Raw genomic sequence first — 23,207 nt, 5'->3', positions numbered from 1 at the left:
ATGTGGGTGTCTTGCGGATCTCGCAAGCGGCCTGTTAGATGCCGCCAGTTGTTCCTACGCTTGACGCATGACAGACCCTGCCCACGGAGCCTCCGAACACCCACCGCACCAGAGCATCGTCCGCAGGTGCGATGTCGCCGTCATCGGCGGATCAGCGGCCGGTCTGGCGGCCGCGCTGCAGCTCGCTCGTCAGCGACGCTCGGTCATCGTCGTCGACGACGGCACGCCGCGGAACGCGCCGGCGGCGCACATGCACGGCTACCTGGGACGTGAGGGCACCCCGCCCGAGGCGATGCGGGCCATCGGGCGGGAGGAGGTCCGTAGCTATGGTGGCAACGTTCTCACCGGCCGGGTCCTGGCGGTGCGGAAGGAGGACGACGGATTTCACCTCGCGCTCTCGGGCGGGCACGGTCTCGTCGCTCGCCGGGTACTGGCCGCGACCGGCATCGTCGACGAGCTTCCCGAGATCGAGGGCCTCACTGAGCGTTGGGGTGCTCAGGTGTTCAACTGTCCGTTCTGCCATGGCTGGGAGGTCCGCGACCTGCGGGTCGTGCAGATCGTCACGACGCCGATGGGACTGCACCCGACCCAGCTGATGCGGCACCTGACCGACCAGTTGACCGTGGTGCTGCATGACGCCACGGGGATCGACCCGGCCGCGGTGCAGACTCTCGTCGCCTCCGGGGTCCCGGTGGTCGAGAGTGCGGTGCGCCGGGTGTCCGACGCCGACCCGGACGGGTCGCTCGCCGTCGAGCTCGCCGACGGCCGCAGCCTGCCGGCCGACGCGGTCCTCGCCGGTGCCCGGTTCCGTCCCCGGGTCGAGATGCTCGCGGGGCTGGGCATCGACACCACCGTCCACCCCAGCGGACTCGGTGACCTCGTCGCGGTCGACGCCACCGGACGTACCAGCGTGGCGGGCGTCTTCGCCGCCGGGAACCTGACGGACCCGAGCGCCCAGGTCCTGCAGGCCGCGGCGAACGGTAGCTGGATCGGCGCTCAGATCGCCTTCAGCCTCGCCGCCGAGGACACCACGGCGGGCGTCCGGCCCTCCGGCGTCGCGATCGAGTGGGACGGTCGCTACGGGGATCAGGAACGCGTGTGGAGCGCCAACCCGAACGGCACGTTGGTGGCGGAGGCGACGGATCTGCCGCCCGGCCGGGCGCTCGACGTCGGCGCGGGTGAGGGAGCCGACGCGCTCTGGCTGGCCGAACGGGGCTGGCAGGTGACCGCCTCCGACGTCTCCGGCAGGGCACTGGACCGCATCCGGGCCGAGGCGGAACGTCGCGGGCTCGACGTGCGTACGCTGCACCGCGACGCCAACGACCCCGCCGCCTTCGCCGACGAGACCTACGACCTGGTGTCCCTGCAGTACGGTTCGTTCCAGCGCACCCCCGAGCAGCGTGGACTGCGCAACCTGCTCGACGCCGTGGCGGTCGGTGGGACGCTGCTCGTCGTCGGCCACGACCTGACGTGGCTGCAGCAGCCGTCGGACCCCGCCGAGCAGACCCCCATGTACGACCCGCAGGCGTACGTCGGCATCGACGACATCGTCGCCGAGATCACGGCCTCGGACGACTGGCGCATCGACGTGCACGAGACCCGCCCGCGCCCCCCGGGAGCGATCAGCACCCACCACGTCAACGACGTCGTGCTACGCGCCGTCCGACTCGACCACCGCAAGGAGTTGTAAGGCCACGCCGAAGGGGTCAGTCGGCGGCCAGTCGCATTAAGAGCGCGACGAGCACGACTGCGCAGACCTGGTTGACGCGCCGTGACCAGCGGCCGTCAGCCATCCGTCGGGCGAGGCGTCCGGCACCTGCGCCGAGGGCGATATCGACGGTGACCTGCACTTTATGAAGACGGCGCCGAGCAGAACCGGTTGCCCGGTGGGGGTCACGCGAGGGCTGCCGTGGAGAGTCCGAGCATCTCAGGACTCCTCGGTGCCGTCGAGCAGGGCACGGCGCAGGGTCAGCCGGTGTTCGCGGCGGATCTGTGCCTCGCGGTAGCGGCGCCGGTCTCCGTCGGTCTGGGGTAGCAGCGGCGGCACCGGGCGGGGTTGGCCGTTGTCGTCGACGGCGACCATGACGAGGTGGGCGGTGGCCACGTCGGTCGGTGGTACGGCGCGGTCCCAGCGGTCGGCGGTGACCTTGACGGTGACCTCCATGGAACTGCGACCCGCCCAGGTGATGCGGGCGTCGACGTGTACGACGTCGCCGACGCGGACCGCGCGCAGGAAGGCGGTCTCGTCGATGGCGGCGGTGAGTGCCGGGCCGTCGGAGTGCCGGGCGGCGACCACTCCGGCGACGGAGTCGATGAGGTTGAGGATCCGGCCGCCGTGGACCGTGCCCATCAGGTTGGTGTGGTGCTGGTCCATGATCTGCGACAGGGTCAGGTGGGAGGCTGACGGTGGTCGGCCGGCGAGAGTGGTCGTGTAGTGCACGGGTGTCCGTCCTCGGGGAACAAGCCACCGACCCGTAGGCGCGCACGTCGAGGAGCACGCCGTTGCGGCGCGTCACCCGCCCGACCCGCCCGCGAGGTCGACGGCAGCGCACACACCTTGTGTCCGCAGCGCGGGCAGGTCTTCGGACTCGTGGGCGGTGCCGGACTCGGCCGGTCTCCTACTGGCCGTCGCTTCCCAGGCCTTGCGGCCCAGTGCGTGGTGACGGCTGTCGTTCCCACTCACCGCTGCGGGGCAGTCCCGGACTTTCACCGGGTCCCTCTTGCGACGCCCGACTGCAACGGCCGGGCGAACCAGCGCCGTCGGCCACCCTATCCTGACCCGGTCCGACGACCGTCCGGCCCGGGTACCTGCGGCGAGTTGCCCCATCACTCCGACGCCGAGCGTCGGCCCGTGGCCGCGATCGCCACGAACCTCGCCGCCACGACCCACCGTGTGCGATCGGTAGCGGATTGACAGTGGCTGTGGGAGCAGACGAGACTGGCGCGACAACTGAACAACCGCGTGTGTGTGCGGGGGAAGTCCGGTCGAAGTCCGGCGCTGGCCCGCAACGGTAGGCCGCCGGGAGCATCCCTGGTGGCGAGCCCGAATACCTGCCGCACCCGCGATTTCTGCTCCCCACCCGTCGTGGCCCACGGGTCGGAGGCCGGCCAGCCGCGCCGTCGCCGGGCGGGCCGGGTTTCTGACGACCGCCGGGCCGGAAAGGCGCGTCCGATGGTCGTCCGCCTGAGCCGGCACCGCCTGCTCGCCCTGCTTTGCGGTGTGCTCGCCGCCCTCACTCTGACCACACCCGTGATCGCCGCGCCCCCGCAGGCCGGCACCGTCCGATCCGATGCGGCCGCGGGCTGGTTGGCCCGACAGCTTGTCGACGGGGAACGCTTCGAGGCCGTCTTCGACGGGGTCGCGTACCCGGACCAGGGGTTGACCCTGGACGCGGTCTTCGCGTTCGCCGCCGCCGGTGTCGCCGACGACTTCGGCGCTCGAGCCCTGGCCTGGGCGACCCGGCCGGACGTGCGTGACGGGTACATCGGTGACGGCACCACTGAGGCGTACGCGGGCGCGACCGCCAAGCTCGCACTCGCCGTCGCGGTCCGCGGTGGTGACCCGACCGACGTCGGCGGTGTGGATCTCATCGCCCGGTTGGAGTCGCTCCAGGACCCGGGTGGCCGGTTCACCGACCGGTCGGCGTGGGGTGATTTCAGTAACTCGTTCAGCCAGTCCTTCGCGATTCTCGCGCTGGACCGGACCGCGCAAGGTGTGCCGGCGGTTGCCGCCGGTTGGCTGGCGGGTACCCGGTGCCCCGACGGCGGCTATCCGCTGCTGCCCGCGCAGCCGGTCTGTGTGTCGGATGTGGACGTCACGGCCGTCGCGGTGCAGGCGTTGCGGGCCGCCGGTCGTAAGGCTGATGCCGCCGCAGGGCTGCAATGGCTGCTTTCGGTGCAACGCGCCGACGGTGGGTTCACCAACGCGGGTGGGGTCGCGAACGCCAACAGCACCGGGTTGGCAGCTCAGGCGCTGCGTGACGGTGGACGGCCGCTGGCCTGGGCCCGGGCCCGCGTGTTCCTGGCCGATCTTCAGGTCGGGTGTGCCGCCCCGGTCACCGACCGGGGCGCGGTCGACTTCGACGGCGGCGTCTTCGATCCCGGTACCGCCCCCCGCGCCACCGCGCAGGCTGTTCTCGGTCTGACCGGCACCGGATATGCCCGGCTCTCCACTGTCACCGCGACCGCCGGCGCACCCACTCTGCCCTGCCGCTGACCGGCCGGCAGATTCCGTCCCACCAGAAGGAGTGCTCATGTCGCAGGTCTATGATCCCGTCCGTCGGTGGCTGGCGAGCATCGCGGCGGTGGCTGTCGTCGCCGTCGGGTTGATTGCTGTCGAGCCGTCTCCACGGGCCGCGCAGGCCGCCGCGTGCACCGGGACGTCGGGGGTCACCGTGGTGGTCGACTACGGTGCGCTCGGCGGCGGCGTCCAGGTGGCGTGCGCGCTCGGTGACCCGGCCACGGGCCTGGCCGCCCTGCAGGGCGCAGGCTTCACCGTGACCGGTACGCAGCGATGGGGATTGGCCTTCATCTGCCGGATCAACGGCAAGCCGACCGCCGCGACGGAACCCTGCATCAACACCCCGCCGGCCAGCGCGTACTGGTCGTACTGGCACGCCTCCGGCAGCGGCGCCTCCTGGACCTACAGCACGTTGGGGGCGACCAGCTACAACCCGGCCCCGGGCACGGTCGAGGGCTGGTCCTTCGGCTCCGGCGCGGCACCCAGCATCACCGCCCCCTGACCTGCGTGTACCCTTCACGAGCCGTGGACGTGCCGGGTGTCGCCCGCCACGCTGGCGCCGAGAGGTGACCGGCGGTACGGTGGCGACACCCGGTGCGCCGGGTACACAACTGAATACGTCCCGTACGGGGGGAAGTCGGTAGAAGCCGACGCTGACCCGCAACCGTGAGCGAGCACCGCCTCGCGAGCCGGAATGCCCCGCACAGGACGAGCGGCTTCCACTGTCGAGGTCTACAGGGTGGAGTCCGGGTAACCGAGGTACAGCATCTCGTCGCGGCCACGCGAGCGGATGCCGCCCGTCGGTGCCTTCCGGAGCTTTCACCGACCGCTCTGCGAAAGGCACCCCTCATGCCCACGTTCCCGCTCCGGCGCGTCGGCGCCGGTCTCGGCGCCGCCACCGCCGCAGCGCTCGCCATCGTCGCGACCACCCCCCTCGGCGTGGCCGCCGCGCCATCGCCAACCCACACCGCCGCCGCGCGCGACGCCGCGACCTGGCTCGCCGGGGAATACGTCGACGGCGTCCTACCTGGACCGTTCACTCCCGAGGACTGGGGGCTGAGCATCGACGGCGTGATCGCTCTCGCCGCCACCGGGGTGGCCGGCTCTACTCGACAGGCGGCGACGGCGCAGATCGCCGCGCACGTACGGTCCTACAACAGCTACGACGACTGGGGCATCGAGGGCTTCACCGACGGGGGTGCCACCGCGAAACTGCTCTACGTGGCCTCCGCCGCCGGTGCCGACCCCACCGACTTCGGCGGCTGGGACCTGCGTGCCGAGACCGTGGCCCTGCTGTCCGCGGCGGGCACCGGGCACCAGCGGGGCCGGATCACCAGCCGGACCACCGAGGCCACCGGCCCGGACCCCAGCAACACCTTCGATCAGTCCTTTGCCGTGCTGGGCCTGGCCCGCAGCGGCGGCGCGCCGCAGGAAACCGTCGACTTCCTCATCCAGCAGCAGTGCACGGCCGGCGGCTTCCGGCTCTACCCCGACGCCGACGGAGCACCGTCGCCTTCCTGCGACACCCAGGCCAGTGCCACCCTCGACGTCGACTCGACCGCCATGGCCGTGCAAGCACTGCTCGCGACCGACGCAACAGGTGCGGACGAGGCCGCTCAGCGCGGCGCGGACTGGCTGGTGGCGCAGCAACGCGCCGACGGGTCGTTCGGCGGGTCGGGGCCGACCAGCGGCGCGAACTCCAACAGCACGGGCCTGGCCGGGCAGGCCCTGGCCGCGGCCGGGCGCGACGCCGGAGCGGCACGGGCCGCCGAAGCCCTGGCGGCGCTGCAGCTCACCACCGCCAACGGTGGTGCCGCGGCGGCCGACGCCGGCGCCATCGCCTACGCCAGCGACGCGTTGACCGAGGCGGTCGCCGACGGCATCGCCGACACGTTCCGGGACCAGTGGCGGCGCGCCACCGCCCAGGCGCTACTCGGGCTGGCCCAGGTGCCGCTGAGCCGGATCGGCCTCGACGTGCCGCCCTCCGGTGAGCCCACCCCATCGGCCACCGTGCCACCCACGCCGACCGGCTCACCCAGCCCGACCGGACGACCGTCCCCGTCCGCCTCGCCCACACCGACCACCGCGCCCACCCACAGCCCGACACCGAGCGCCTCCCCGAGCGGCACGCCACCCACCCCCACCACGACGCCGACTCCCGCTGCCTCCGTCACCAGTCCCGCCGCCGGACCGGGCCGGCTGCCAACCACCGGCGCGGCGATCGGCGGGTACGTGCTCACCGCCCTGCTGCTGCTCGGCGGGGGAGCGGTGCTGCTGGTGCTCGGCCGTCGGCGGGCCACATGAGCATCCGGGCGACCCGCCTCGCCGTCACCCTCGCCGTGGCCGCCGCCAGTGTTTTGGTCGGTTCGGGTCCGGCAGCGGCCGCCGGCAGCGCGGGTTACTGCCCCGACGCCGCCGGTGTGACCGTCGTGGTTGACTTCAAGGAACTCGGCGGCGGCACCGTCGTCCGGTGCGCCCCCGGCGACCAGGCCACCGGCCTGGCGGCGTTGAAGGCCGCCGGCTTCCGGATCGCCGGCACACTGCGCTGGGGCGAGGGATTCATCTGCCGGATCGAGGGCAAGCCCTCGGCCAGCACGGAGAAGTGCGTCGACACGCCACCGGCCAGCGCCTACTGGTCATACTGGCACGCGCCCAACGGGGGTACCTGGACCTACAGCGACAAGGGTGTGCTCAACCGCAAGCCACCATCGGGCAGCTTCGAAGGCTGGTCGTTCTCGCTCAACCGCAACGCCGACAGCGCACCCCGACCTGGTGTGGCCCCCGCCCGGCCCGCACCACCGCCGCGCACCACACCACCCGCGCCTCCGCCGCCCGCACCCCGTACGTCCGCACCGGCGCCGCCGGGTCCCCCGTCGGCTGCGCCACCGGTCGCCCCGCCGCCGGCCGTCGGTGCACCGAACGCACCCACGATGTCGGGCGGTACCCCACCGGCCGGGTTTACCCTGACCCCACCGGTGGCCGCCGCCACCGCGACCCCTTCCGGCAGCTCATCCGTGCCGACGACGGCCGCCACCGCTCCGCCGCTCGCGGCTGCGCCCGTTGCCCCGTCGGCCGATCCGACGGACTCGTACCCGGCGACCGAGTTCAGCGCCACGCGTGACACCGACGGCCTCCCGCTGGGCACCGTGGCGGGGGTGCTCCTGCTGGTCGCGCTGGCGGGTGGCGGGCTCGTCGCCGCCCGCCGCCGGCGAACCGCCGAGCCGGATGACTGATCAGGCCACCGCTGACGGGGTTGCGCGACAGCCACCTGTGACACCGCCTGACAGCCGGCCGGCCCTGGCGAGACGGCTACCCCGCGCCCTGCACCCGGGTGCCTGGTGGCTGTGGGCACTCGGTCTGGCGACCGCGGCCAGCCACACCACCAACCCGCTGCCGCTGGCGCTGCTCATCGCCGCTGCCGCGCTTGTGGTCGTCCGCCGCCGCGGTGACGCCCCCTGGGCGTTCGCATTCCGGATGTACCTGATGCTCGGCGCGGTGATCGTGGCCATGCGGGTGGTGTTCCGCCTCGTCTTCGGCGGCGGACAGGGGGACCACGTCCTGCTTCACCTGCCGGAGATTCCGCTGCCGGCGTGGGCGGCCGGCATCCGGCTGTTCGGCCCGGTCGCCGCCGGACAACTCCTCGGCGGCTTCTACGACGGGCTGCGCCTGGCGGCGATGCTCATCTGCCTCGGTGCCGCCAACGCTCTGGCCAACCCGAAACGCCTGCTGAAAGCGGTCCCTGGTGCCTTGTACGCGATCAGCACCGCCGTGGTGGTCGCGTTGTCGGTGGCTCCGCAACTTGTGGAAAGTGTGCTGCGGGTACGCCGGGCCCGCCGGCTGCGCGGTGCCGCCGGGCAGGGTCTGCGTGCCCTACGGGGCATCGCACTGCCGGTGCTGGCCGACGCCCTGGACCGATCCCTCGCCCTGGCCGCGGCCATGGATTCGCGCGGCTACGGCCGCAGCGCGGCGATACCTGCCGGCCAGCGCGCCTTCACCGGCGGGCTGGTGCTCGCCGGCCTGGTCGGGGTCTGCGTCGGCACGTACGGGCTGCTCGACACGACAGTGCCCGGCTACCTCGGTCTGCCGATGCTGATCGTCGGTCTGGCGACAGCCGTCATCGGAATGCTGCTGGCCGGCCGGCAGGTCCGGCGCAGCCGCTACCGGCCGGACCGCTGGCGGATCACGGAGGTTGCCGTCGCCGGCTGCGGGGCGGCCACCGCCGTCGTGATGGCGGTGGCCGGATCCGTGGCCCCGGACCGGCTCTACCCGCCGGTGAGCCCGCTCACCTGGCCCGAGCTGACCCCGCTGATGCTCCTGGTCGTCGCGGTCGCGGTCGCGCCGGCCTGGCTGGCACCGCCGCCGACACTCGCGGCTCACCGCACCCGCCGCCCGGTGCTCATCCCACCGAACGGCACGACCCGCAGCTCGCCGAAGCGCGACACCAGCGAGCCGGAGGCCCAACGTTGATCGACTTCAGTCGGGTGACCGTCCACTACGCCGAAACCCCCGAACCGATGCTGCGCGACGTGAACCTGCACATCCCCGAGGGCGAGTTGTGCCTGGTCGCTGGCCGCACCGGCGCCGGGAAGTCGACTCTGCTGCGGGCCATCAACGGGCTGGTGCCGCACTTCACCGGCGGCACGCTCCACGGCACCGTCACCGTGCAGGGCCGCGACACCCGCAGCCACCCTCCCCGTGACCTCGCCGACGTCGTCGGAGTCGTCGGCCAGGATCCCCTCGCCGGATTCGTCACCGACACCGTCGAAGAGGAACTCGCCTACGGCATGGAACAACTTGCCCTGCCGGCGCCGGTCATGCGTAAACGCGTCGAGGAGACCCTCGACCTGCTCGGCATCGCCGAGCTCCGGGACCGTCCGCTCCGGACCCTGTCGGGCGGGCAGCAGCAGCGGGTCGCCATCGGCGCCGTGCTCACCAGCCACCCGCAGGTGCTCGTCCTCGACGAACCGACCTCCGCCCTGGACCCCACCGCCGCAGAGGATGTCCTGGCCGCCGTCACCCGCCTGGTCCACGACCTCGGCGTCACCGTCGTGGTGGCCGAGCACCGCCTCGAACGTGTCGTGCAGTATGCCGACCGCCTGCTCTACCTGCCCGGCGACGGCACCGTCATCGACGGCGAACCGGCCGCTGTGCTCGCCGACGTCGATCTCGCGCCACCCCTTGTCGACCTGGGCCGGGCTGCCGGCTGGACACCCTTGCCGCTGTCCGTACGCGACGCCCGTCGCCGCGCATCGGACCTGCGGCAGCGGCTCGCCGACGCCCCGGCGCCTCCGGCCACACCACCACCGGCTGGTCTGCCGGTACTGGCCGCCCGCAACATCGTGGTGCGCTACCCCGGCACCGTCGCCGTGGCCGGCGTGGATCTCGACCTGCATCCCGGCCGGATCGTCGCGCTGATGGGCCGCAACGGCTCCGGCAAGTCCAGCCTGCTCTGGGCGGTGCAGGGCAGCGGCCCACGGCACAGCGGAACTGTCACCGTCGTCGGCCCCGACGGCGCCACCGACCCGAAAACACTGCCCGCCGGGCGTGCTCGACGACGGGTCGGACTGGTGCCGCAGACCCCAGGTGACCTCCTCTATCTGGAGACGGTGGAAGCCGAATGCGCCCAGGCCGACCGGGAGTCCGACGCATCCGTGGGCACCTGCCGGGCGCTGCTGGACCAGCTCACCCCCGCGCTGCCCGGCGACCAGCATCCCCGCGATCTGTCGGAAGGGCAGCGGCTGGCCCTCGCGCTCGCCGTCCAGCTCACCGCCGCACCACAGGTCGTGCTGCTCGACGAGCCCACCCGAGGCTTGGATTACCGTGCCAAACGGCAGTTCACCGCGATCGCCCGGCGGTTGGCCACCGAAGGTCGGGCGATCGTCGTCGCCACCCATGACGTCGAACTCGTCGCCACCCTCGCCGACCGCGTTGTCGTGATGGCGCAGGGGGAAATCGTGGCCGACGGCAGCACCGCCGAGGTCATGCTCGCCTCACCCGCGTTCGCCCCGCAGGTCGCCAAGGTGCTGGCACCGCAGCCCTGGCTGACCGTGGACCAGGTCACCGCCGCGCTGGCCGCCACACGGACACGAGGATGACGACCGCCCTGCGGGTCGCCCCGCGTACGGCCGTCGTGCTGGTCCTGGCCTCCGTCGCCGCGCTGGCCACCTTCAGCTGGCCGTTCTTCGTACCAGCCCAACCCGAGAGCATGGCCCGGACCACCGAGGCACCACTGGTCTTCATCGCCGTACTACCGATCCTGCTGGCCCTCGTCCTGGCCGAACTCAGCTCCGGCGGCATCGACAGCAAGGCCCTGGCGATGCTCGGCGTGCTCGCCGCCGTCAACGCGGCCCTACGTCCGCTCGGAGCCGGCACCGCCGGCATCGAAACGGTGTTCTTCCTGCTCGTGCTCGCCGGCCGGGTCTTCGGACCCGGCTTCGGGTTCCTGCTCGGCGCCACCTCGCTGTTCGCCTCCGCCCTGCTCACCGCCGGTGTCGGCCCGTGGCTGCCGTTCCAGATGCTGGCCGCCGCGTGGATCGGCCTCGGCGCCGGGCTGCTGCCGGCCCGGTTGCGGGGCCGGGCCGAGATCGCCGTGCTGGCCGGCTACGGTGCGATCGCCGCCTACGGCTACGGGCTGCTGATGAACCTGTGGTTCTGGCCGTTCAGCATCGGCGCGGACACCCAGCTCTCCTACGTCGCCGGGGCGCCGGTGCTGGACAACCTGCACCGCTTCGCCGTGTTCACCGCCGTCACCTCCACCTTCGGGTGGGACACCGGCCGCGCCATCACCACCGTGATGGCCATCGTCCTGGTCGGACCCGCCGTCCTGGCTGCTCTGCGCCGCGCCGCCCGGCGCGCCGCCTTCGAGGCGCCGGTCACCTTCGCCACGACACCAGGGCCAGCCATCCCGCCCGGGCAAGACAGCGGTCTCGGTGTGCGGCCGCCGGGGTAGGGCAGGCCGAGCAGGCGTGTTCGTCCATGCTGGTGGCGAGGGCGTCGCCGAGCAGGACGCCGTCGGCGACGATGCCGACGCCGGTCTCGTCGCAGGAGGTTTCGATGCCCAGGACGACCGGCATCGGTCAGTCGTCCTGGCCGGTGCCCACGCCGACGCCAGGGTGTTCGGCGTTGGTGGTGAGGATGCGTTTGCGGAGTTTGCTGGGAAGTCGGTCGACGTAGGCGAGGCCGTCGAGGTGGTCGACCTCGTGTTGGAAGCAGCGGGCCAGGGTGCCGGTGCCGTCCAGCCGGACTTCCTGACCGTGCATGTCGAATCCGGTGACGGTGGCGGTGGCGCAGCGGGCCAGTTCGGCGTGCTGGCCGGGGACGGAGAGGCAGCCCTCGGTGTCGGTCACCAGGTCGCGGTGCTCGGGTAGGTGCAGGACCGGGTTGACGACGGTGGCCACGGTGCGGGCGCCGGTGGCGTCGGGGCAGTCGACGACGAAGATCCGGGCGTCGACGCCGATCTGGTTGGCGGCCAAGCCGACGCCGTGGGCGGCGTACATGCTGGCGAACATGTCGGCGACGAGCTGGGCGAGGACGTCGTCGAAGTCGGTCACCTCGGCACAGCGACGGTGCAGGACGGGCGTGCCGTAACGGGTGATGGGGCGCGGGGTGCCTGTCGAGGTCTGCACAGTGGCCTATCCTATGCAATTGCCAAAGCTTTGCAGTAAGAGCAGCAGTCCCAGAGGAGTTCTGATGGCGGTTTACACCCTGCCCGACCTGCCCTACGACTACGGCGCGTTGGAGCCGGCGATGTCGGGGCAGATCCTTGAGCTGCACCACGATAAGCACCACGCCGCGTACGTCAAGGGCGCCAACGACGGTCTGGAGCAGCTCGTCGAGGCCCGGGCCAAGGGCGACTTCTCCACTCTTGTCGGTCTGGAGAAGACGTACGCGTTCAACCTCTCCGGGCACGTGCTGCACTCGATTTTCTGGGGGAACCTCTCCCCGGATGGTGGCGACCGTCCCGACGGCGAGTTGGCGGCGGCGATCGAGGAGCACTTCGGCTCGTTTGAGGCGTTCGCCGGGCAGCTCTCGGCCGCCACCAAGGGCGTGCAGGGTTCCGGTTGGGGTGTGCTGGCCTGGGAGCCGCTCGCGCAGCGGCTGATCGTGGAGCAGGTCTACGACCACCACGGCAACGTGGGGCAGGGCTCCACGCCGCTGCTGGTGTTCGACGCCTGGGAGCACGCCTACTACCTGCAGTACAAGAACGTGCGGCCCGACTACGTGGACCGGCTGTGGAACCTGGTCAACTGGTCGGACGTGATCGCCCGGTTCGATGCCGCCCGCGCCACCACGCCGAAGCTCTGACCGCATGACGGGCCTCACCCCGGCCGCCGCGGAACTGGTGCAACGCGCTGCCGGGGTCATCGCCGCCAAACATCGCGGCGACCTCGGCGGCGCTGAGGAACTCCTCGCCGCGTTCGGCTCCGAGCAGGCCAAGACCCTCGGTTTCTACCTTCTGGCGGACCTGAGCCTCGGACTGCTCCGCGCGCAGAGCGGTCAGTCACTGGACGATCTCGTCCGAGAGTTGTCCCTGCTCGTCGCCGCCACCACCACGCAGCCGGACAACTGACACGTGGTGACCACTGGTCGGTGTCGCCGACACTGTGAAAATGCCGGCGACACCTGCCAGAACGCGACGGCGGGCGGCCCGGCGACTGTTTCGCCGCGCACGGCGCCCAGGCCGGCGACATCGTCTCCGTCGCACTGGACCGCCCCCGTTCTACGCCGAAAGCGGCGGACAGGACTCCGACGCCGGCATGCTCACCGGTCCGAACCTGCGCGCCGAGATTATCGACGTGCAACGGCCGGTCAAGAATCTGATCGCGTTCACCGTTCGGATCCTCGACGGCAGCCTCGCCGTCGGCGACGCGGTATACGCCACAGTCGACCCGGAGTGGCGCACCGGCGCCCGGCAGGCCCACTCCGGCACCCACGTCGTACACGCCGCGCTGCGCCACGTCCTCGGACCGAACGCGTTGCAATCGGGCTCGTACAACCGACCCGGCTATCTGCGCCTGGACTTCGCCTGGCGTGGTGGCCTGTCCGAGGCGACCACAGCGAGGTCGAGGAGGTCGCGAACCTCGCGATCCGTCGCGACCTGCCTGTCGACGTCCGCTACCTGCCCCTGGAACAGGCCCGCGCCGAGGGTGCCTTGGCCCTGTTCGGCGAGACCTACGACGAGACCAGTGCGGGTCGTCGAGTTCGGCGGCGAGTGGTCCTGCGAGCTGTGTGGCGGCACCCACGTCGACCACTCCGCGCAGATCGGCTCGCCCTCGCGGGTGAGCCGGACTTGCTCGTCGCCGACGAACCCACCCCCGCATTCGATGTCGCTGTGCAGGCACAACTGCTCGACCTGCTGGCCCGGCTCCGCGACGAACTGATCATGATCATGACCTGGCGGTGGTCACCCGCCTGGCCGACACAGCGGCCGTCATGTACGCCGGTCGGATCGTTGAGACAGGGCCGCTTGCCACCGTCATCGGCAAACCGGACCATCCCTACACGCGGGGCTGCTCGACGCCGTGCCCCGTCCTGGAGCGCCGCCGGGCACGCGGTTCCGCACTATGCCTGGACGCTCCGGTGCCGGTCCAGACGACACCATTCGCCTCCCGATGCCCGGTCGCCCTCCCCGCCTGTGTGCAGCGCCAACCGATACTGGTCGCGCTGGGCGGGGCGCACCGGTCCGCGTGCCTGCGCCAACCCGGCGAGCCCTCGCTGATGCCCGAGGCTGGCGTCGGGCGAAACGGAGACTGACCGGGTGTTGGAGATCGAAGGTGTTGCGGCCGGTTATGCCGTCGCGCGAGGGCGGCACCGCAACACCGTGGTGGATGCCATCACCATGCGGGTCGATGCGGGTGAAATCGTCGGCCTGGTCGGCGAGTCGGGGTGCGGCAAGACGACCCTCGCCCGCGTGATCACCGGGCTCCACCGCCCCGATTCAGGCTCGGTACGCCTCGCCGGGACGGACGTGTACAGCCTGCGCGGTCGGGCACTGCGCACCCACCGACGGCGGATACAGATGGTCTTCCAGGAGCCGTATCTCACTTTCAGCCCCCACCAGACAGTCCGGCAAGCCATCACCGAGCCGCTACATATCCACCGCCTCGGCGACTCTCGTGCCCGGTCCGCCCGCGTGGACGAATTGCTGGACCTCGTCGGGCTCGATAACCGTGTGGGTGATCGTCGGCCGCAGCAACTGTCCGTGGGCAGCAGGAGCGGTTGGCGATCGCCGGCGCACTGACCGTCGAACCACGCTTGCTTGTCTGCTACGAGCGGGTTACCGCACTCGATGTGTCGGTGCAGGCCAAGTCCTCAACCTGCTATGCGACCTGCGCGACCAGCTCGGCCTTGCGTGCCTGTTCATCTGCCATGACCTCGCCGTCGTCAGGCAACTCGCCGACCGGATTGCGGTCATGCACAACGGTCGCATCATTGAGCAGGGTCCGACCGCGCAGCTCACCACCGATCCTCGCCATCCGTACACCCAGTCGCTACTCGCGGCGACGCCAACAGTCGACCTGAAAGTGGCGTCACGCACGCTCGGGAGGAAGGGGTGATCTGACTGGCTGTGAGTCGTGGCCGATGGCAAGCCGGCGAACAGGTCACTTGCCGCGCAGGATGGGCAAGGGCCGGACCCGCAGCCAGTCCTCGCCGACTACGACGATCGCTCCACTGGCCAGGTCGTCGGCGACTGCGGCGAGGTTCGCCACCAGGATCGCGACGATCTGTGTGGATCGACGACCGCTGATCCGCCGCACCAGCAACACGGACGGTTCGCCGGCCCCGGAGGAGGCCAGCAGAGTGCCGAAGTCGGTATCTGCGGATATCAACACTCGCTGTTCCTGGCGTGCCCGATCCAGCACGATCTCATCCGGCGCCGCTGCCAGGCCGTAGTCCCTGAGGTGCTCGGCGTCATGCCCCTGAGCGCGCAGACCTGCGGCAACCGCTGGCGACAGGTTGTTGTCGATCAGGAATTTCATGCCGCGTGATGTAGCGGCAGCTCCCGCTCCCGGACAGCCTCGGCGGCGAAGCGCAGCGCTTCCCAGACGTCTTCAACGGTCAGGTCCGGCAGATCTGACACGATCTCGTCCGCGCTCATGCCGTCCGCGATCATTGCCACGACCGTCGCGACCGGGATGCGTAACCCACGGATGCACGGTGCACCGCCCATCTGGGCCGGGTTGACGGTGATCCGCTCGAAGTTCATGACGGCATGGTAACCCGTCGTGACCTAGCCCGACCCCGGGCCAGCCTGAGACCTGGCTCCCCATCGGTACCGGAGGATTCCGCAACAGGCATGAGGATTGCGTGGTTGGTCGCAGCCGGGGCGGGGTGATCGCTGTGGGACGGCGCGGGAGCGCACGGGCTGGCATCCGGCCTCCCACAATTTCTGTGCTCACACATGCTCACAGCCCAAAATCAAATAGCCATCATTGCGCGACATGCGGCGACAGGGGGTGTGATCTGACGTAGAACTGGAACTGACCCCCTGGCGACGGATTGGGATTGACCCCCCGTTACCCCCGGGGGGGGGGTGTGTCGTTCTGCTTGTCGCGGTCTTTTGCGAGGAGTTCTCGGCGGGCTCTGGTGCGGTAGGACTCGCCTGCGAGGGTGAGGACCTCGGCGTGGTGCACGAGGCGGTCGATCATCGCGGCGGCGACGACTTCGTCGCCGAAGACCTCGCCCCACCGCCCGAAGGGCAGGCGCGAGGTGAGGAAGTCTCTACAAGATCCGGGGCGGTTCACTGTCCGAGAGTTGGCGTTCGAAGTCACCACTCGTCTGGCGCTTGTCGTGCGAGGGCTGCACATCCGGGCTCACCTAAGGTAAGCCTAAATCAAAGAATACCATTAATGAAGATCGCGAAAACCGCTAGAAACCGCAGGTCAGAGCCATGTAGTGGAGCGCGCCCGGCAGGATTCGAACCTGCGGCCTTGGGATTAGAAGTTAAACTCGACTCGTGATGCCAGGTGCCCGGCAGTCCGCAGGGGTACCTATCCGTCCAGCTAGGTGCCCCTGCGGATCTCGGTCAATGATGTCGAGTGCTGCTGGATGCTTGAGCGTCCGGGCTCACAGCGGGCTCACCGGTCGACCTTGTTGGCTGGTCTGACCAGCGAGGCGGGCGCTGGTCGCCAGGGTATGCATACCGCGTAACGGTTACAGGTTGAAGCTGCTAAGGCACGCTGCAGAAGTAGAGCAGCGCAGTCAGCATGCCGAGTGAGCCGGTGACCTGCACCGACGTCCAGCCGGCGGGCCCGTTTGCGACCAGTTGGAAGGTACCGCTGCCGATGGCCAGCAACCCCCCGGGGACGGTGACGCTTGCGGCGGTGGGGCCGAGATTGCCGCCGCCGGAAAAGCCGCCGGACAGTGACCAGGTGAAGCCGCTGCGGGTCAGGCCACCGGCGGGCAGATTCCAGCTGAAGGTGGGTGGGGTCAGCAAACCTGCGGTGCACTGCAGGTTGGTCGGTGGGTTGACCGTGCCGGCCTGGAGGCTTCCACTGCCGTACTCGGTGTCCGTCCATGCCGCGAGCGTCGACTGGGGCGGTGCGAGCACACCGACACTAAAGGCGAGCATCAGGGCGGTCACAGCCGCGATCCAGCGCCGCCCGATGCGTCTCCAGGGGGGTCTAGCCTGGACCCGCGTTCGCCTCACGACTGACCCACCCGGACGCGGTACCTGCGCACGGTGAGGACGAGCAGCAGTCCGGCGAGCAGCGCACTGGCCCCGGCGAACAGCGGGGTCCGCAGCGCGGTTCCGGTACGCGGAAGCGGGTTGACCTTACCGCCGGCCGAGGCCCGGTCACCGAATCCGGTCGCCGTGACGACCAGGTCCGCCGACCCGGAGGCTGCCGGGCCGGCGAGCAGGCTCGCGGTGACGAGCAACCAGCGCTGCTGGTCGGCACGCATGGAGGTGATGGTGAGGGGCTCGGCGGCCACTCTGGTGGCCGGGCCGTCCACCAGTACCTGTTCTTCCTTGCCTGTGGGACAGGCTCCCTTCACCCACCGCTCGGGGCAGATGGCGACCATGACCTGGAGGCCTTCCGGCTCGGTGGCCAGCGATCCGAACGCCGACAGTGAGATGTCCACCCGGCCGGGCTGCTGCGCATGTGCCGAGACGCCCACCTGCCAGGGGACAGGGTCACCCGGCGTCATCTTCGTCATCCGATCGTGGTCGCCGATCGAGACCAGAGTCAGGTACCGGCTCCGGATCACGTCTACGGTCGTCTCCGCGCGTGCCTGGCTGGGTGTCGTCAGCACCGCTGCGGTGACGCCCGGCAGCACCGCCACGGCAATGAGGAGACACCGCAAGGTTGGACCGCGGGGCATGACCGTGCCCATCTCAGTGTCCGGCGCTGCCTCATCCGAACCCGGTAAATCCCGTCGCCGTCGCCGCCACTGATTTGGCTGCAGTGGTCGCGGTTCTGAGCGCGGCCAGAAAGCCCAGGTGACGATCGCGGCGGTGCCGATCGTGATCCCACTCATGACGTAAACGTTCGACACGGTGCGTACCGCGTATCCGAGCTTGGGCACCGACCATTCGACGAGCCGTACGCGGGTCACCGCGTACGGTGCAGCGTCGTTGGACTCGTTCGCGTCTCCGCGCAGGGTGAGCAGGCGAGTAGGGCCGCCGCCGTCGGCGATGCCGACGACCCGGTGGGTGATTGGCGGCAGCGGCGTACGGTCGACGGTGATGACGTCACCCACGTTGGCCTCGGACGCGGGGATCTCCCGCACCACCGCCAGCGATCCGGCCGGGATGGTCGGGCTCATCGACCCGGTCTTGAACAGGATGAGCGAGATGTCGAAGAAGAATGCCAACGGAACGAGGATGACGCACACCGTCCCGCCGACGGCAAGCAGGGTCAGCGCCAGGTCGCCGACGCGTGCGAGGATTCCGGGCTGCCGATCCACTCGTCTCACCATCTGCTAGGTCCTCAGGTAGATGTCGCGGTGAATTCCCAGGTGACGGCACCGGTGGTGCCTTGGTACGAGTTGTTGGCACCGGACTGGACACGTACCTCGAAGCAGAACCGCAACTGCGGCGTCCCGCCGCTCGGCGGGGTGATGGCCGACGAGACCGGCGGGCCGGGAATGGAGGTCACACCCAGATAGCTCGGCCCGACGATCCACGTCGGCGTACCGGTGAAGGCGGCGGCGGAACAGGTGGTGCCGGTACTGGGAGTCCGCACCGCGCGGTATTCGAGTACGGGTAGCAGGGCACCGGAGTTGTTCGACGAGCTTGTCAGCGTGACCGTGCCACCGATGTTTGTGGTCGATGTCGTCCGGATGTCGAGGTAGGCGTAGAACGAGACCGAGGGGGACATCGCCGTCGCGCTGAACGCCAGTATCGCGGCATTCGCCGCCGGGGTGTGGCTGGTCCAGCTACTGGACGCGGTCTGCGACTCGGTGCCGAAGACGCTAGCCGCGAACGACCCGGTGCCGTACTCGCCGTCGGTCCAGGCGGCGAGCGTGGACGTCGCGCCCAGCCCGAGGACCAGGGCGCCGGCGAGTACGGCACGGATCCGGCGGAACCGTGGTGAGCCGGCCGATGTTCGACGGTTGACCACGGCCGCCACCTACACGGATTCGGCGAGAAGCTGCCAGGTCTCCGTGACCGACGTGCCCTGTACCAGACCGGAATCCGCCGTGACGACGAAGCACAGGAACGCCGGAGCGCCGGGCGTCGTGGGTGGAGTACCCTGCGTCAGGCTGAAGGGCACTGCGCCAGCCACCGAGTCAAGCGCCGTACCCTCGGCCACGATCCAGGTAGGAGTCGTGGGTGTCGCGCTGCAGTCGCCGAAGGTGGGAACAGTGGCGATCCCGTAGGTTAGGCCGACGAAAGCCGGTGGGGCGGGCGTGGCCGACGCCACCGTGACGGTCGCGTCGTAGGTCGTTGTCGCGGTCAGGCGAACGGCGAACGGTGCCGCGACGACTTCACCCGGACTGATGTTGTCGAATCCGGTACTGAATGCCAGCGAGGCCGCCGTGCCCGCCGTGGGGTGCTCCGCGTAGGTGGTGCCGTCCGTACTGCCCTCGATGCTGAAGCTACCTGCGGTGAACGTGCCCGAGGCGTACTCGGAGTCATTCCAGGCGGCGAGTGTGATGGTCGCGCCAAGACCGAGCGTCAGCCCTCCGGCCAGGACCGCCTTGAGCTTGCGACGGCTCTTTCGGTCGCCCGTTCTCATCCCTCTCCTGTCCCCCAACTTGTCCTCCTCGGTGACAACGCGTAGGCGTGTGATGGTCCGTGGCAGCGGCGCAGGGCGATCCGACTGGCCGTCGCCTCCTGGAGGTCGCGCAGACAGTGGTCTTGGCGCGCTGTCACTCAGGGAAACCATAAGCCTAAATCAGGACAAAAAGTGTTATAAGCCTATAAACGGGCAGCCGCAGGGCAGTGCAGATGCGGAACTCGTGTCGGCAGATCCATCGATCATCTGAAGCTGCGCGAGGATCTGCACCTACGCCCGCGCTGGGAGGCAGCCATCGATGCGTGCGACGTACAGGGGGCGACTCTCGGTCGCTGGGCGGGCGGTACGCCCGCTTGTTGACGGACCACTATCGGGTGATGGCGGAAGCATCTGCGCTGGCTGGTTCCTGCTGTTCGGCCGGTATCCGCGACGAGATCTTGCAGGAGCGGGCGCAGCGAGATGCCGACGTCTCAACCCAGCCGAACGCGAGCACGGCAACGGCGGTCAGCATCACCATTCCGATCAGTGTCGCCAGGAGGTGGGTAGCTGAGCCGAGGGGCAGCATCGGAGCCAGTACCGTCACAATCACCGCACTGGCGGGGATGTGCCAGAGGTAGATGGTCGCCGCCCGGGCGTTGATCAGACGCAACAGCCGGTCGGCTACAGGGTTCTGCCTGAAGCGGCGAAGTTCCATTCGCGCATGCGGACGCATCAGCACGGCGGTCCACGCCATCGACCACAGGGTGGTCGCTATGGGAATGTGGTTCAGGGTACTGGTCGGGTGGGTGGCCATGGAAATGCCGATCCAGCTGCCGCCGACGACCGCCAGCAACAACGCTCCGAGATGGAAGGTGCGCGCCGGCAGTCGCGGGAGCTGTCCGTCGTGGCTGGCGAAGCCCAACAACCAGCAGGGCAGGTAGGAGAGAACAAAGTATCCGTGCTCGATGTGGCCGACCTGGAACCCGATCGATATCGCCACAGAGGTCAGGATACAGGCCCAAGGATGCCGGCGGAACAGCCAGAGGGTGATCGGTGATATCAGAATCAGCCACAGGTAGGCGCTTATGTACCATAGCCCTATGGTGAAAGCCCACGCCCAGGATAGTTCTCCGGCGGATGGTACGCGTAGCGGTAGGATCCACCAGATCAGCTGATCCCAGTCGAGCATGCTTACCGGGCCGTCCCGCAGACTGATGCCGTGCACCAGCGTGAGGGCGGCCAGGCTGAATGTCCAAAACGGCACCATCAATCGGGCCGCTCGCCGGACCACAGCCGCAGGGCCGTGCCGATCCAGTGACGCCGCCATCAGATGCCCGGCGATGCCGAACATCAGCCCTATCGCGGGAATCAGCAGACAGAGCCAGAGCCAGCCGGTGGCGTGGTAGATGAAGACACGAATGAGCGCCCCGGCACGAAGCAGGTCGAAGTAGCGAATCCGCTGATGTGCCGGGTGTCCAGGCTCGGCGGTGGCGGCCGGGTGCCCTCGGTGGCTTGTGGCCACAGGGTCAGTAGACACGGTTCCGTTTTACATGGAACACGTCGATCCTCGGGGTGGATTCACCTTTGTTGCTGTGGATTGTGCGGAGCGCGTAGGTGTGTTTCGACGACGGGCCTTCGGTGAACCACAAAGTTGCAGGGAATCACGTATTCGACCGCGTTCGTGGCGGCCGTTGGTAGATACTGGAAGAGGAGAGGCTGGTCCCGCCGCACCATTGTGATATGTCTTCGGATCGCCAGAAATGTTGTCGAGAAGGACAGTGGTCGACCGAGGCCGTGAACCAGCGTGGGGAAAGTGTGCCTGGCATCGGAACAACCTTATGGATACGCGGCCCGGAGCCGATTCGACAGCTAGGTGAAAGCGTAGACAGAGATGGCAAAGGTTCATTTTGCGACAAGTGTGTGGCGGCGCATGTCCGGCTGGCAGAAGGCGGGCGTTTCCCTGGTCGCGCTGCTTGGTGTGTTGTGCGCCGCGGGCGTGACTCTCGGCATTGGTCTCAAACATCGGTATGAGAGCAGAGTGCAGCGGGAGGACATTCTCGGGCACGGCACCGCGCCCCGCGACGACGAGCGTTGGAACTCAGGCCCGTTGAACCTGCTCCTGCTCGGCTCCGATTCGCGTGCGGGTGAAGCGGACGAGGGCCTGTACCCGGGGCAACGCTCGGACACCATCATGCTCGTGCATCTCAATGCGACGAGGGACACTGCGACGGTCGTTTCCATTCCGCGTGACAGTTATGTCGAGGTGCCTGCGAGAAGTGGTAGTTGGCCCGGCGGCCTTAACAAGATCAACGCTGCGTTCGCGTTTGGTGGTGCGTCCCTGGCCGCCGAGACCGTGCATAAACTCACCGGTGCGACCATAGACGGCGTGCTGGTCGCCAACTTCGCGGCCGTTCGGCAGATCGTGGACGCCATCGGCGGTGTCACTGTGTGCCTGCCCTACGTGGTTATCTCCACCGATACCGGCACACGTTGGCAGGTGGGTTGTCACCAGCTCGACGGCCGCAATACCGACGACCTGATGCGGCAACGCCACAACGTGCCTGGCGGTGACTTCGGCCGGATCCAGACCCAGCAGCTGGTGGTGCGGGCGATCGTGGAGAAGATCACGGCTGAGAACCTCCTCACTGACCCTGCGCGGTTGGACCGGGTGCTGACCACGACGGCGGAGTCGTTGACCGTGGACAGGGAACTCGACATCGCCGAGCTGGTGCTCGCGGTACGCCGGATCACGACAGCGTCGTTGCGGTTCGTCACCGTTCCGGCCGCTGAGACCGACCTGATGACGCCGGCAGGCTCGTCGGTTCAGCTGGACGAGCGGTTGTCCATGAGCCTGTTCGCGGCGCTCCGCGAGGACCGGCTCGACGAATGGTTCGCAAGCCAGCCCGCCACATCGATACCGGACTGAGGGGTTCATGTCGTTCGTTGCCAGTACCGGCAGGTCCAGTCGACCGGGTGAAGCTCGTCGCTGATGCCGAACTCGGCGCGGAAATCGTCGACCGCCTGTTTGCAGCCGCGAACCGCATGGTAGTCGTCCACGATCACGTAGCCGCCCACTGACAACTTCGGGTAGAGGCTGCGCAGCGCCACCATTGTCGAGTCGTAGAGGTCCCCGTCGAGCCGGATGAGCGACAGCCGATCGACCGGTGCGGTGGGCAACGTGTCGTCAAACCACCCGGGCAGGAAGTGGACCCGGTCGTCCAGGAGCCCGTACCGGCGGAAGTTGTTCTTGACCTGATCCAGAGAGACGGCGAGGAAAGGTTGGGCCCAGAGCGCATCCTCGACGTCCTCGGTCCGATGCGGTTCGGGCTTGGGTAGGCCGCGGAACGAGTCCGCCACCCAGACTGTCCGGTTCGGGTCGCCGTAGGCCTGCAGCATGCCCCGCATGAAGATCACCGCGCCGCCGCGCCAAACGCCGGTCTCGATGAGATCGCCCGGTACGTCTCGTCTCAGCACGTCGCGAAGGCACTGCTCCAGGTTGTCGAGACGACGCAGGCCGATCATCGTGTCCGCCTCCGGGGGCCAGTCCCGGCCGTTCGCGCGTGCGTCAGGGTCAAACGGAAACTTCAGCACGAGTTCCATTCCACGGCGTTGCAGCAGATGCTTGTACCGGTTGTAGAACCGGCCGTGCAGGGAGGCTGGTCGCGGCTGGTAGGGCATCCACGTCTCCTGGAAGACGTATCGGGTGAGTGCCTTCTTCAGCAGGTCGCAGTACATGGCACGGGGATCGCTGAGGGTGGGCGGCAGGCAAGTGAGCGGCTCGCTCATCGGCTACTCCTTTGACGTGG

Annotated in this window: 26 protein-coding genes, 2 pseudogenes and 2 riboswitches; of the genes and pseudogenes, 15 read left to right on the top strand and 13 right to left on the bottom strand. The window is 69.3% G+C overall.

The window, feature by feature from the left end; all coding sequences use genetic code 11:
• Nucleotides 1–67 precede the first annotated feature (67 nt).
• Nucleotides 68–1,690, top strand: coding sequence for an FAD-dependent oxidoreductase (locus tag O7605_RS03855; RefSeq protein WP_269737928.1), 1,623 nt, complete (start codon nucleotides 68–70; stop codon nucleotides 1,688–1,690).
• A 237-nt stretch (nucleotides 1,691–1,927) separates the two neighbouring features.
• On the opposite strand, the gene O7605_RS03850 is transcribed toward O7605_RS03855, so the two are convergent.
• Nucleotides 1,928–2,374, bottom strand: a complete 447-nt coding sequence (locus O7605_RS03850; protein WP_269738701.1) for an acyl-CoA thioesterase — start codon at nucleotides 2,372–2,374, stop codon at nucleotides 1,928–1,930.
• A 182-nt stretch (nucleotides 2,375–2,556) separates the two neighbouring features.
• Nucleotides 2,557–2,771, bottom strand: a riboswitch (cobalamin riboswitch).
• A gap of 180 nt (nucleotides 2,772–2,951) precedes the next feature.
• Nucleotides 2,952–3,072: riboswitch (cobalamin riboswitch) on the top strand.
• Nucleotides 3,073–3,172: 100 nt separating this feature from the next.
• On the opposite strand from O7605_RS03850, the gene O7605_RS03845 reads away from it, so the two are divergent.
• The 7 genes from O7605_RS03845 (at nucleotide 3,173) to O7605_RS03815 (ending at nucleotide 11,189) form a co-directional block, all read left to right on the top strand.
• A complete protein-coding gene (locus O7605_RS03845; RefSeq protein ID WP_269737927.1) occupies nucleotides 3,173–4,216 on the top strand; it encodes a peptidase in 1,044 nt (347 codons plus the stop codon).
• Between the two features lie 31 nt (nucleotides 4,217–4,247).
• Nucleotides 4,248–4,742, top strand: coding sequence for a hypothetical protein (locus tag O7605_RS03840; protein WP_332317109.1), 495 nt, complete (start codon nucleotides 4,248–4,250; stop codon nucleotides 4,740–4,742).
• 347 nt (nucleotides 4,743–5,089) lie between these two features.
• Nucleotides 5,090–6,544 (top strand): prenyltransferase/squalene oxidase repeat-containing protein, encoded by a 1,455-nt coding sequence (locus O7605_RS03835; RefSeq protein ID WP_269737925.1) that lies wholly within the window; start codon nucleotides 5,090–5,092, stop codon nucleotides 6,542–6,544.
• Nucleotides 6,541–7,473, top strand: a complete 933-nt coding sequence (locus O7605_RS03830) for a hypothetical protein (protein WP_269737924.1) — start codon at nucleotides 6,541–6,543, stop codon at nucleotides 7,471–7,473. The genes O7605_RS03835 and O7605_RS03830 overlap by 4 nt, the downstream gene beginning before the upstream one ends.
• Entirely contained in the window at nucleotides 7,466–8,707 is a 1,242-nt protein-coding gene (locus O7605_RS03825; RefSeq protein WP_269737923.1) for a CbiQ family ECF transporter T component, read from the top strand. Before O7605_RS03830 ends, O7605_RS03825 begins: the two co-directional genes overlap by 8 nt.
• Nucleotides 8,704–10,335: an ABC transporter ATP-binding protein gene (locus O7605_RS03820; protein WP_269737922.1), complete on the top strand. Its 1,632-nt coding sequence runs from the start codon at nucleotides 8,704–8,706 to the stop codon at nucleotides 10,333–10,335. Before O7605_RS03825 ends, O7605_RS03820 begins: the two co-directional genes overlap by 4 nt.
• Nucleotides 10,332–11,189 carry an ECF transporter S component gene (locus O7605_RS03815; RefSeq protein ID WP_269737921.1) on the top strand — a complete coding sequence of 286 codons (858 nt, stop codon included), beginning with the start codon at nucleotides 10,332–10,334 and terminating at the stop codon, nucleotides 11,187–11,189. The genes O7605_RS03820 and O7605_RS03815 overlap by 4 nt, the downstream gene beginning before the upstream one ends.
• On the opposite strand, the pseudogene O7605_RS32050 reads toward O7605_RS03815, so the two are convergent.
• Both O7605_RS32050 and def read right to left on the bottom strand, forming a co-directional pair.
• Nucleotides 11,143–11,313 (bottom strand): annotated as a pseudogene (locus tag O7605_RS32050) (tRNA (adenosine(37)-N6)-threonylcarbamoyltransferase complex transferase subunit TsaD); the annotation flags it as partial. The gene O7605_RS03815 and the pseudogene O7605_RS32050 sit on opposite strands and share 47 nt — an antisense overlap.
• A 3-nt stretch (nucleotides 11,314–11,316) precedes the next feature.
• On the bottom strand, nucleotides 11,317–11,865 hold the full coding sequence (gene def / locus O7605_RS03805; RefSeq protein ID WP_269737920.1) for a peptide deformylase: 549 nt from the start codon (nucleotides 11,863–11,865) through the stop codon (nucleotides 11,317–11,319).
• Nucleotides 11,866–11,929: 64 nt separating this feature from the next.
• Between def and O7605_RS03800 the strand changes: the two genes are divergently transcribed.
• The 5 genes from O7605_RS03800 (at nucleotide 11,930) to O7605_RS03780 (ending at nucleotide 14,480) form a co-directional block, all read left to right on the top strand.
• Nucleotides 11,930–12,544 (top strand): superoxide dismutase, encoded by a 615-nt coding sequence (locus O7605_RS03800; protein ID WP_269737919.1) that lies wholly within the window; start codon nucleotides 11,930–11,932, stop codon nucleotides 12,542–12,544.
• A 4-nt stretch (nucleotides 12,545–12,548) separates the two neighbouring features.
• Entirely contained in the window at nucleotides 12,549–12,809 is a 261-nt protein-coding gene (locus tag O7605_RS03795) for a superoxide dismutase (RefSeq protein WP_269737918.1), read from the top strand.
• Between the two features lie 187 nt (nucleotides 12,810–12,996).
• Entirely contained in the window at nucleotides 12,997–13,620 is a 624-nt protein-coding gene (locus O7605_RS03790; protein ID WP_269737917.1) for a hypothetical protein, read from the top strand.
• A gap of 52 nt (nucleotides 13,621–13,672) precedes the next feature.
• The gene (locus tag O7605_RS03785; protein WP_269738700.1) at nucleotides 13,673–13,993 is read left to right on the top strand and encodes an oligopeptide/dipeptide ABC transporter ATP-binding protein; all 321 of its coding nucleotides are present in this window, start codon (nucleotides 13,673–13,675) and stop codon (nucleotides 13,991–13,993) included.
• A 4-nt stretch (nucleotides 13,994–13,997) separates the two neighbouring features.
• Entirely contained in the window at nucleotides 13,998–14,480 is a 483-nt protein-coding gene (locus O7605_RS03780; RefSeq protein WP_269737916.1) for an ATP-binding cassette domain-containing protein, read from the top strand.
• Nucleotides 14,481–14,559: 79 nt separating this feature from the next.
• Here the strand turns inward: O7605_RS03780 and O7605_RS03775 are convergent, their stop codons facing one another.
• Nucleotides 14,560–14,715 carry a hypothetical protein gene (locus O7605_RS03775; RefSeq protein WP_269737915.1) on the bottom strand — a complete coding sequence of 52 codons (156 nt, stop codon included), beginning with the start codon at nucleotides 14,713–14,715 and terminating at the stop codon, nucleotides 14,560–14,562.
• On the opposite strand from O7605_RS03775, the gene O7605_RS32045 reads away from it, so the two are divergent.
• A complete protein-coding gene (locus O7605_RS32045; protein ID WP_443083864.1) occupies nucleotides 14,653–14,796 on the top strand; it encodes an ABC transporter ATP-binding protein in 144 nt (47 codons plus the stop codon). The two genes, O7605_RS03775 and O7605_RS32045, sit on opposite strands and share 63 nt — an antisense overlap.
• Before the next feature lie 45 nt (nucleotides 14,797–14,841).
• Here O7605_RS32045 and O7605_RS03770 read toward each other — a convergent pair whose 3' ends face one another.
• The 8 genes and pseudogenes from O7605_RS03770 to O7605_RS03735 form a co-directional block, all read right to left on the bottom strand.
• Complete coding sequence (locus O7605_RS03770) at nucleotides 14,842–15,219, bottom strand: DUF5615 family PIN-like protein (RefSeq protein ID WP_269737914.1); 378 nt, start codon at nucleotides 15,217–15,219, stop codon at nucleotides 14,842–14,844.
• A complete protein-coding gene (locus tag O7605_RS03765) occupies nucleotides 15,216–15,446 on the bottom strand; it encodes a DUF433 domain-containing protein (protein WP_117228534.1) in 231 nt (76 codons plus the stop codon). Before O7605_RS03765 ends, O7605_RS03770 begins: the two co-directional genes overlap by 4 nt.
• Before the next feature lie 310 nt (nucleotides 15,447–15,756).
• A pseudogene (locus tag O7605_RS03760) lies at nucleotides 15,757–15,954 on the bottom strand (ATP-binding protein); the annotation flags it as partial.
• A 455-nt stretch (nucleotides 15,955–16,409) separates the two neighbouring features.
• On the bottom strand, nucleotides 16,410–16,823 hold the full coding sequence (locus O7605_RS03755) for a hypothetical protein (protein ID WP_269737913.1): 414 nt from the start codon (nucleotides 16,821–16,823) through the stop codon (nucleotides 16,410–16,412).
• 62 nt (nucleotides 16,824–16,885) lie between these two features.
• A complete protein-coding gene (locus O7605_RS03750; RefSeq protein ID WP_269737912.1) occupies nucleotides 16,886–18,160 on the bottom strand; it encodes a signal peptidase I in 1,275 nt (424 codons plus the stop codon).
• A gap of 11 nt (nucleotides 18,161–18,171) precedes the next feature.
• Entirely contained in the window at nucleotides 18,172–18,804 is a 633-nt protein-coding gene (locus tag O7605_RS03745; RefSeq protein WP_269737911.1) for a SipW-dependent-type signal peptide-containing protein, read from the bottom strand.
• Nucleotides 18,805–18,813: 9 nt separating this feature from the next.
• The gene (locus tag O7605_RS03740) at nucleotides 18,814–19,422 is read right to left on the bottom strand and encodes a SipW-dependent-type signal peptide-containing protein (RefSeq protein ID WP_269737910.1); all 609 of its coding nucleotides are present in this window, start codon (nucleotides 19,420–19,422) and stop codon (nucleotides 18,814–18,816) included.
• A gap of 367 nt (nucleotides 19,423–19,789) precedes the next feature.
• Entirely contained in the window at nucleotides 19,790–20,923 is a 1,134-nt protein-coding gene (locus O7605_RS03735) for an acyltransferase family protein (RefSeq protein WP_269737909.1), read from the bottom strand.
• A gap of 369 nt (nucleotides 20,924–21,292) precedes the next feature.
• Between O7605_RS03735 and O7605_RS03730 the strand changes: the two genes are divergently transcribed.
• Nucleotides 21,293–22,327 carry an LCP family protein gene (locus O7605_RS03730; protein WP_269737908.1) on the top strand — a complete coding sequence of 345 codons (1,035 nt, stop codon included), beginning with the start codon at nucleotides 21,293–21,295 and terminating at the stop codon, nucleotides 22,325–22,327.
• Between the two features lie 5 nt (nucleotides 22,328–22,332).
• Here the strand turns inward: O7605_RS03730 and O7605_RS03725 are convergent, their stop codons facing one another.
• Nucleotides 22,333–23,187, bottom strand: a complete 855-nt coding sequence (locus tag O7605_RS03725; RefSeq protein WP_269737907.1) for a TylF/MycF/NovP-related O-methyltransferase — start codon at nucleotides 23,185–23,187, stop codon at nucleotides 22,333–22,335.
• Nucleotides 23,188–23,207 lie beyond the last annotated feature (20 nt).

It is taken from the genome of Verrucosispora sp. WMMA2121 (assembly GCF_027460185.1).
GTDB classification, from domain to species: Bacteria; Actinomycetota; Actinomycetes; order Mycobacteriales; family Micromonosporaceae; genus Micromonospora; species Micromonospora palythoicola.
The sequence above is the reverse complement of the archived record's forward strand: the minus strand, read 5'-3'. Positions and strand labels throughout refer to the sequence as shown.

What these genes read in the sequence shown, in the direction of transcription:
- O7605_RS03855 (WP_269737928.1), top strand. Translation starts at nt 68, where the DNA reads ATGACAGACCCTGCCCACGGAGCCTCCGAACACCCACCGCACCAGAGC.
- O7605_RS03850 (WP_269738701.1), bottom strand. Translation starts at nt 2,374, where the DNA reads ATGGACCAGCACCACACCAACCTGATGGGCACGGTCCACGGCGGCCGG.
- O7605_RS03845 (WP_269737927.1), top strand. Translation starts at nt 3,173, where the DNA reads ATGGTCGTCCGCCTGAGCCGGCACCGCCTGCTCGCCCTGCTTTGCGGT.
- O7605_RS03835 (WP_269737925.1), top strand. Translation starts at nt 5,090, where the DNA reads ATGCCCACGTTCCCGCTCCGGCGCGTCGGCGCCGGTCTCGGCGCCGCC.
- O7605_RS03830 (WP_269737924.1), top strand. Translation starts at nt 6,541, where the DNA reads ATGAGCATCCGGGCGACCCGCCTCGCCGTCACCCTCGCCGTGGCCGCC.
- O7605_RS03825 (WP_269737923.1), top strand. Translation starts at nt 7,466, where the DNA reads ATGACTGATCAGGCCACCGCTGACGGGGTTGCGCGACAGCCACCTGTG.
- O7605_RS03815 (WP_269737921.1), top strand. Translation starts at nt 10,332, where the DNA reads ATGACGACCGCCCTGCGGGTCGCCCCGCGTACGGCCGTCGTGCTGGTC.
- O7605_RS03800 (WP_269737919.1), top strand. Translation starts at nt 11,930, where the DNA reads ATGGCGGTTTACACCCTGCCCGACCTGCCCTACGACTACGGCGCGTTG.
- O7605_RS03795 (WP_269737918.1), top strand. Translation starts at nt 12,549, where the DNA reads ATGACGGGCCTCACCCCGGCCGCCGCGGAACTGGTGCAACGCGCTGCC.
- O7605_RS03790 (WP_269737917.1), top strand. Translation starts at nt 12,997, where the DNA reads ATGCTCACCGGTCCGAACCTGCGCGCCGAGATTATCGACGTGCAACGG.
- O7605_RS03785 (WP_269738700.1), top strand. Translation starts at nt 13,673, where the DNA reads ATGTACGCCGGTCGGATCGTTGAGACAGGGCCGCTTGCCACCGTCATC.
- O7605_RS32045 (WP_443083864.1), top strand. Translation starts at nt 14,653, where the DNA reads ATGCACAACGGTCGCATCATTGAGCAGGGTCCGACCGCGCAGCTCACC.
- O7605_RS03775 (WP_269737915.1), bottom strand. Translation starts at nt 14,715, where the DNA reads ATGGCGAGGATCGGTGGTGAGCTGCGCGGTCGGACCCTGCTCAATGAT.
- O7605_RS03770 (WP_269737914.1), bottom strand. Translation starts at nt 15,219, where the DNA reads ATGAAATTCCTGATCGACAACAACCTGTCGCCAGCGGTTGCCGCAGGT.
- O7605_RS03765 (WP_117228534.1), bottom strand. Translation starts at nt 15,446, where the DNA reads ATGAACTTCGAGCGGATCACCGTCAACCCGGCCCAGATGGGCGGTGCA.
- O7605_RS03750 (WP_269737912.1), bottom strand. Translation starts at nt 18,160, where the DNA reads ATGGTGAGACGAGTGGATCGGCAGCCCGGAATCCTCGCACGCGTCGGC.
- O7605_RS03740 (WP_269737910.1), bottom strand. Translation starts at nt 19,422, where the DNA reads ATGAGAACGGGCGACCGAAAGAGCCGTCGCAAGCTCAAGGCGGTCCTG.
- O7605_RS03730 (WP_269737908.1), top strand. Translation starts at nt 21,293, where the DNA reads ATGGCAAAGGTTCATTTTGCGACAAGTGTGTGGCGGCGCATGTCCGGC.
- O7605_RS03725 (WP_269737907.1), bottom strand. Translation starts at nt 23,187, where the DNA reads ATGAGCGAGCCGCTCACTTGCCTGCCGCCCACCCTCAGCGATCCCCGT.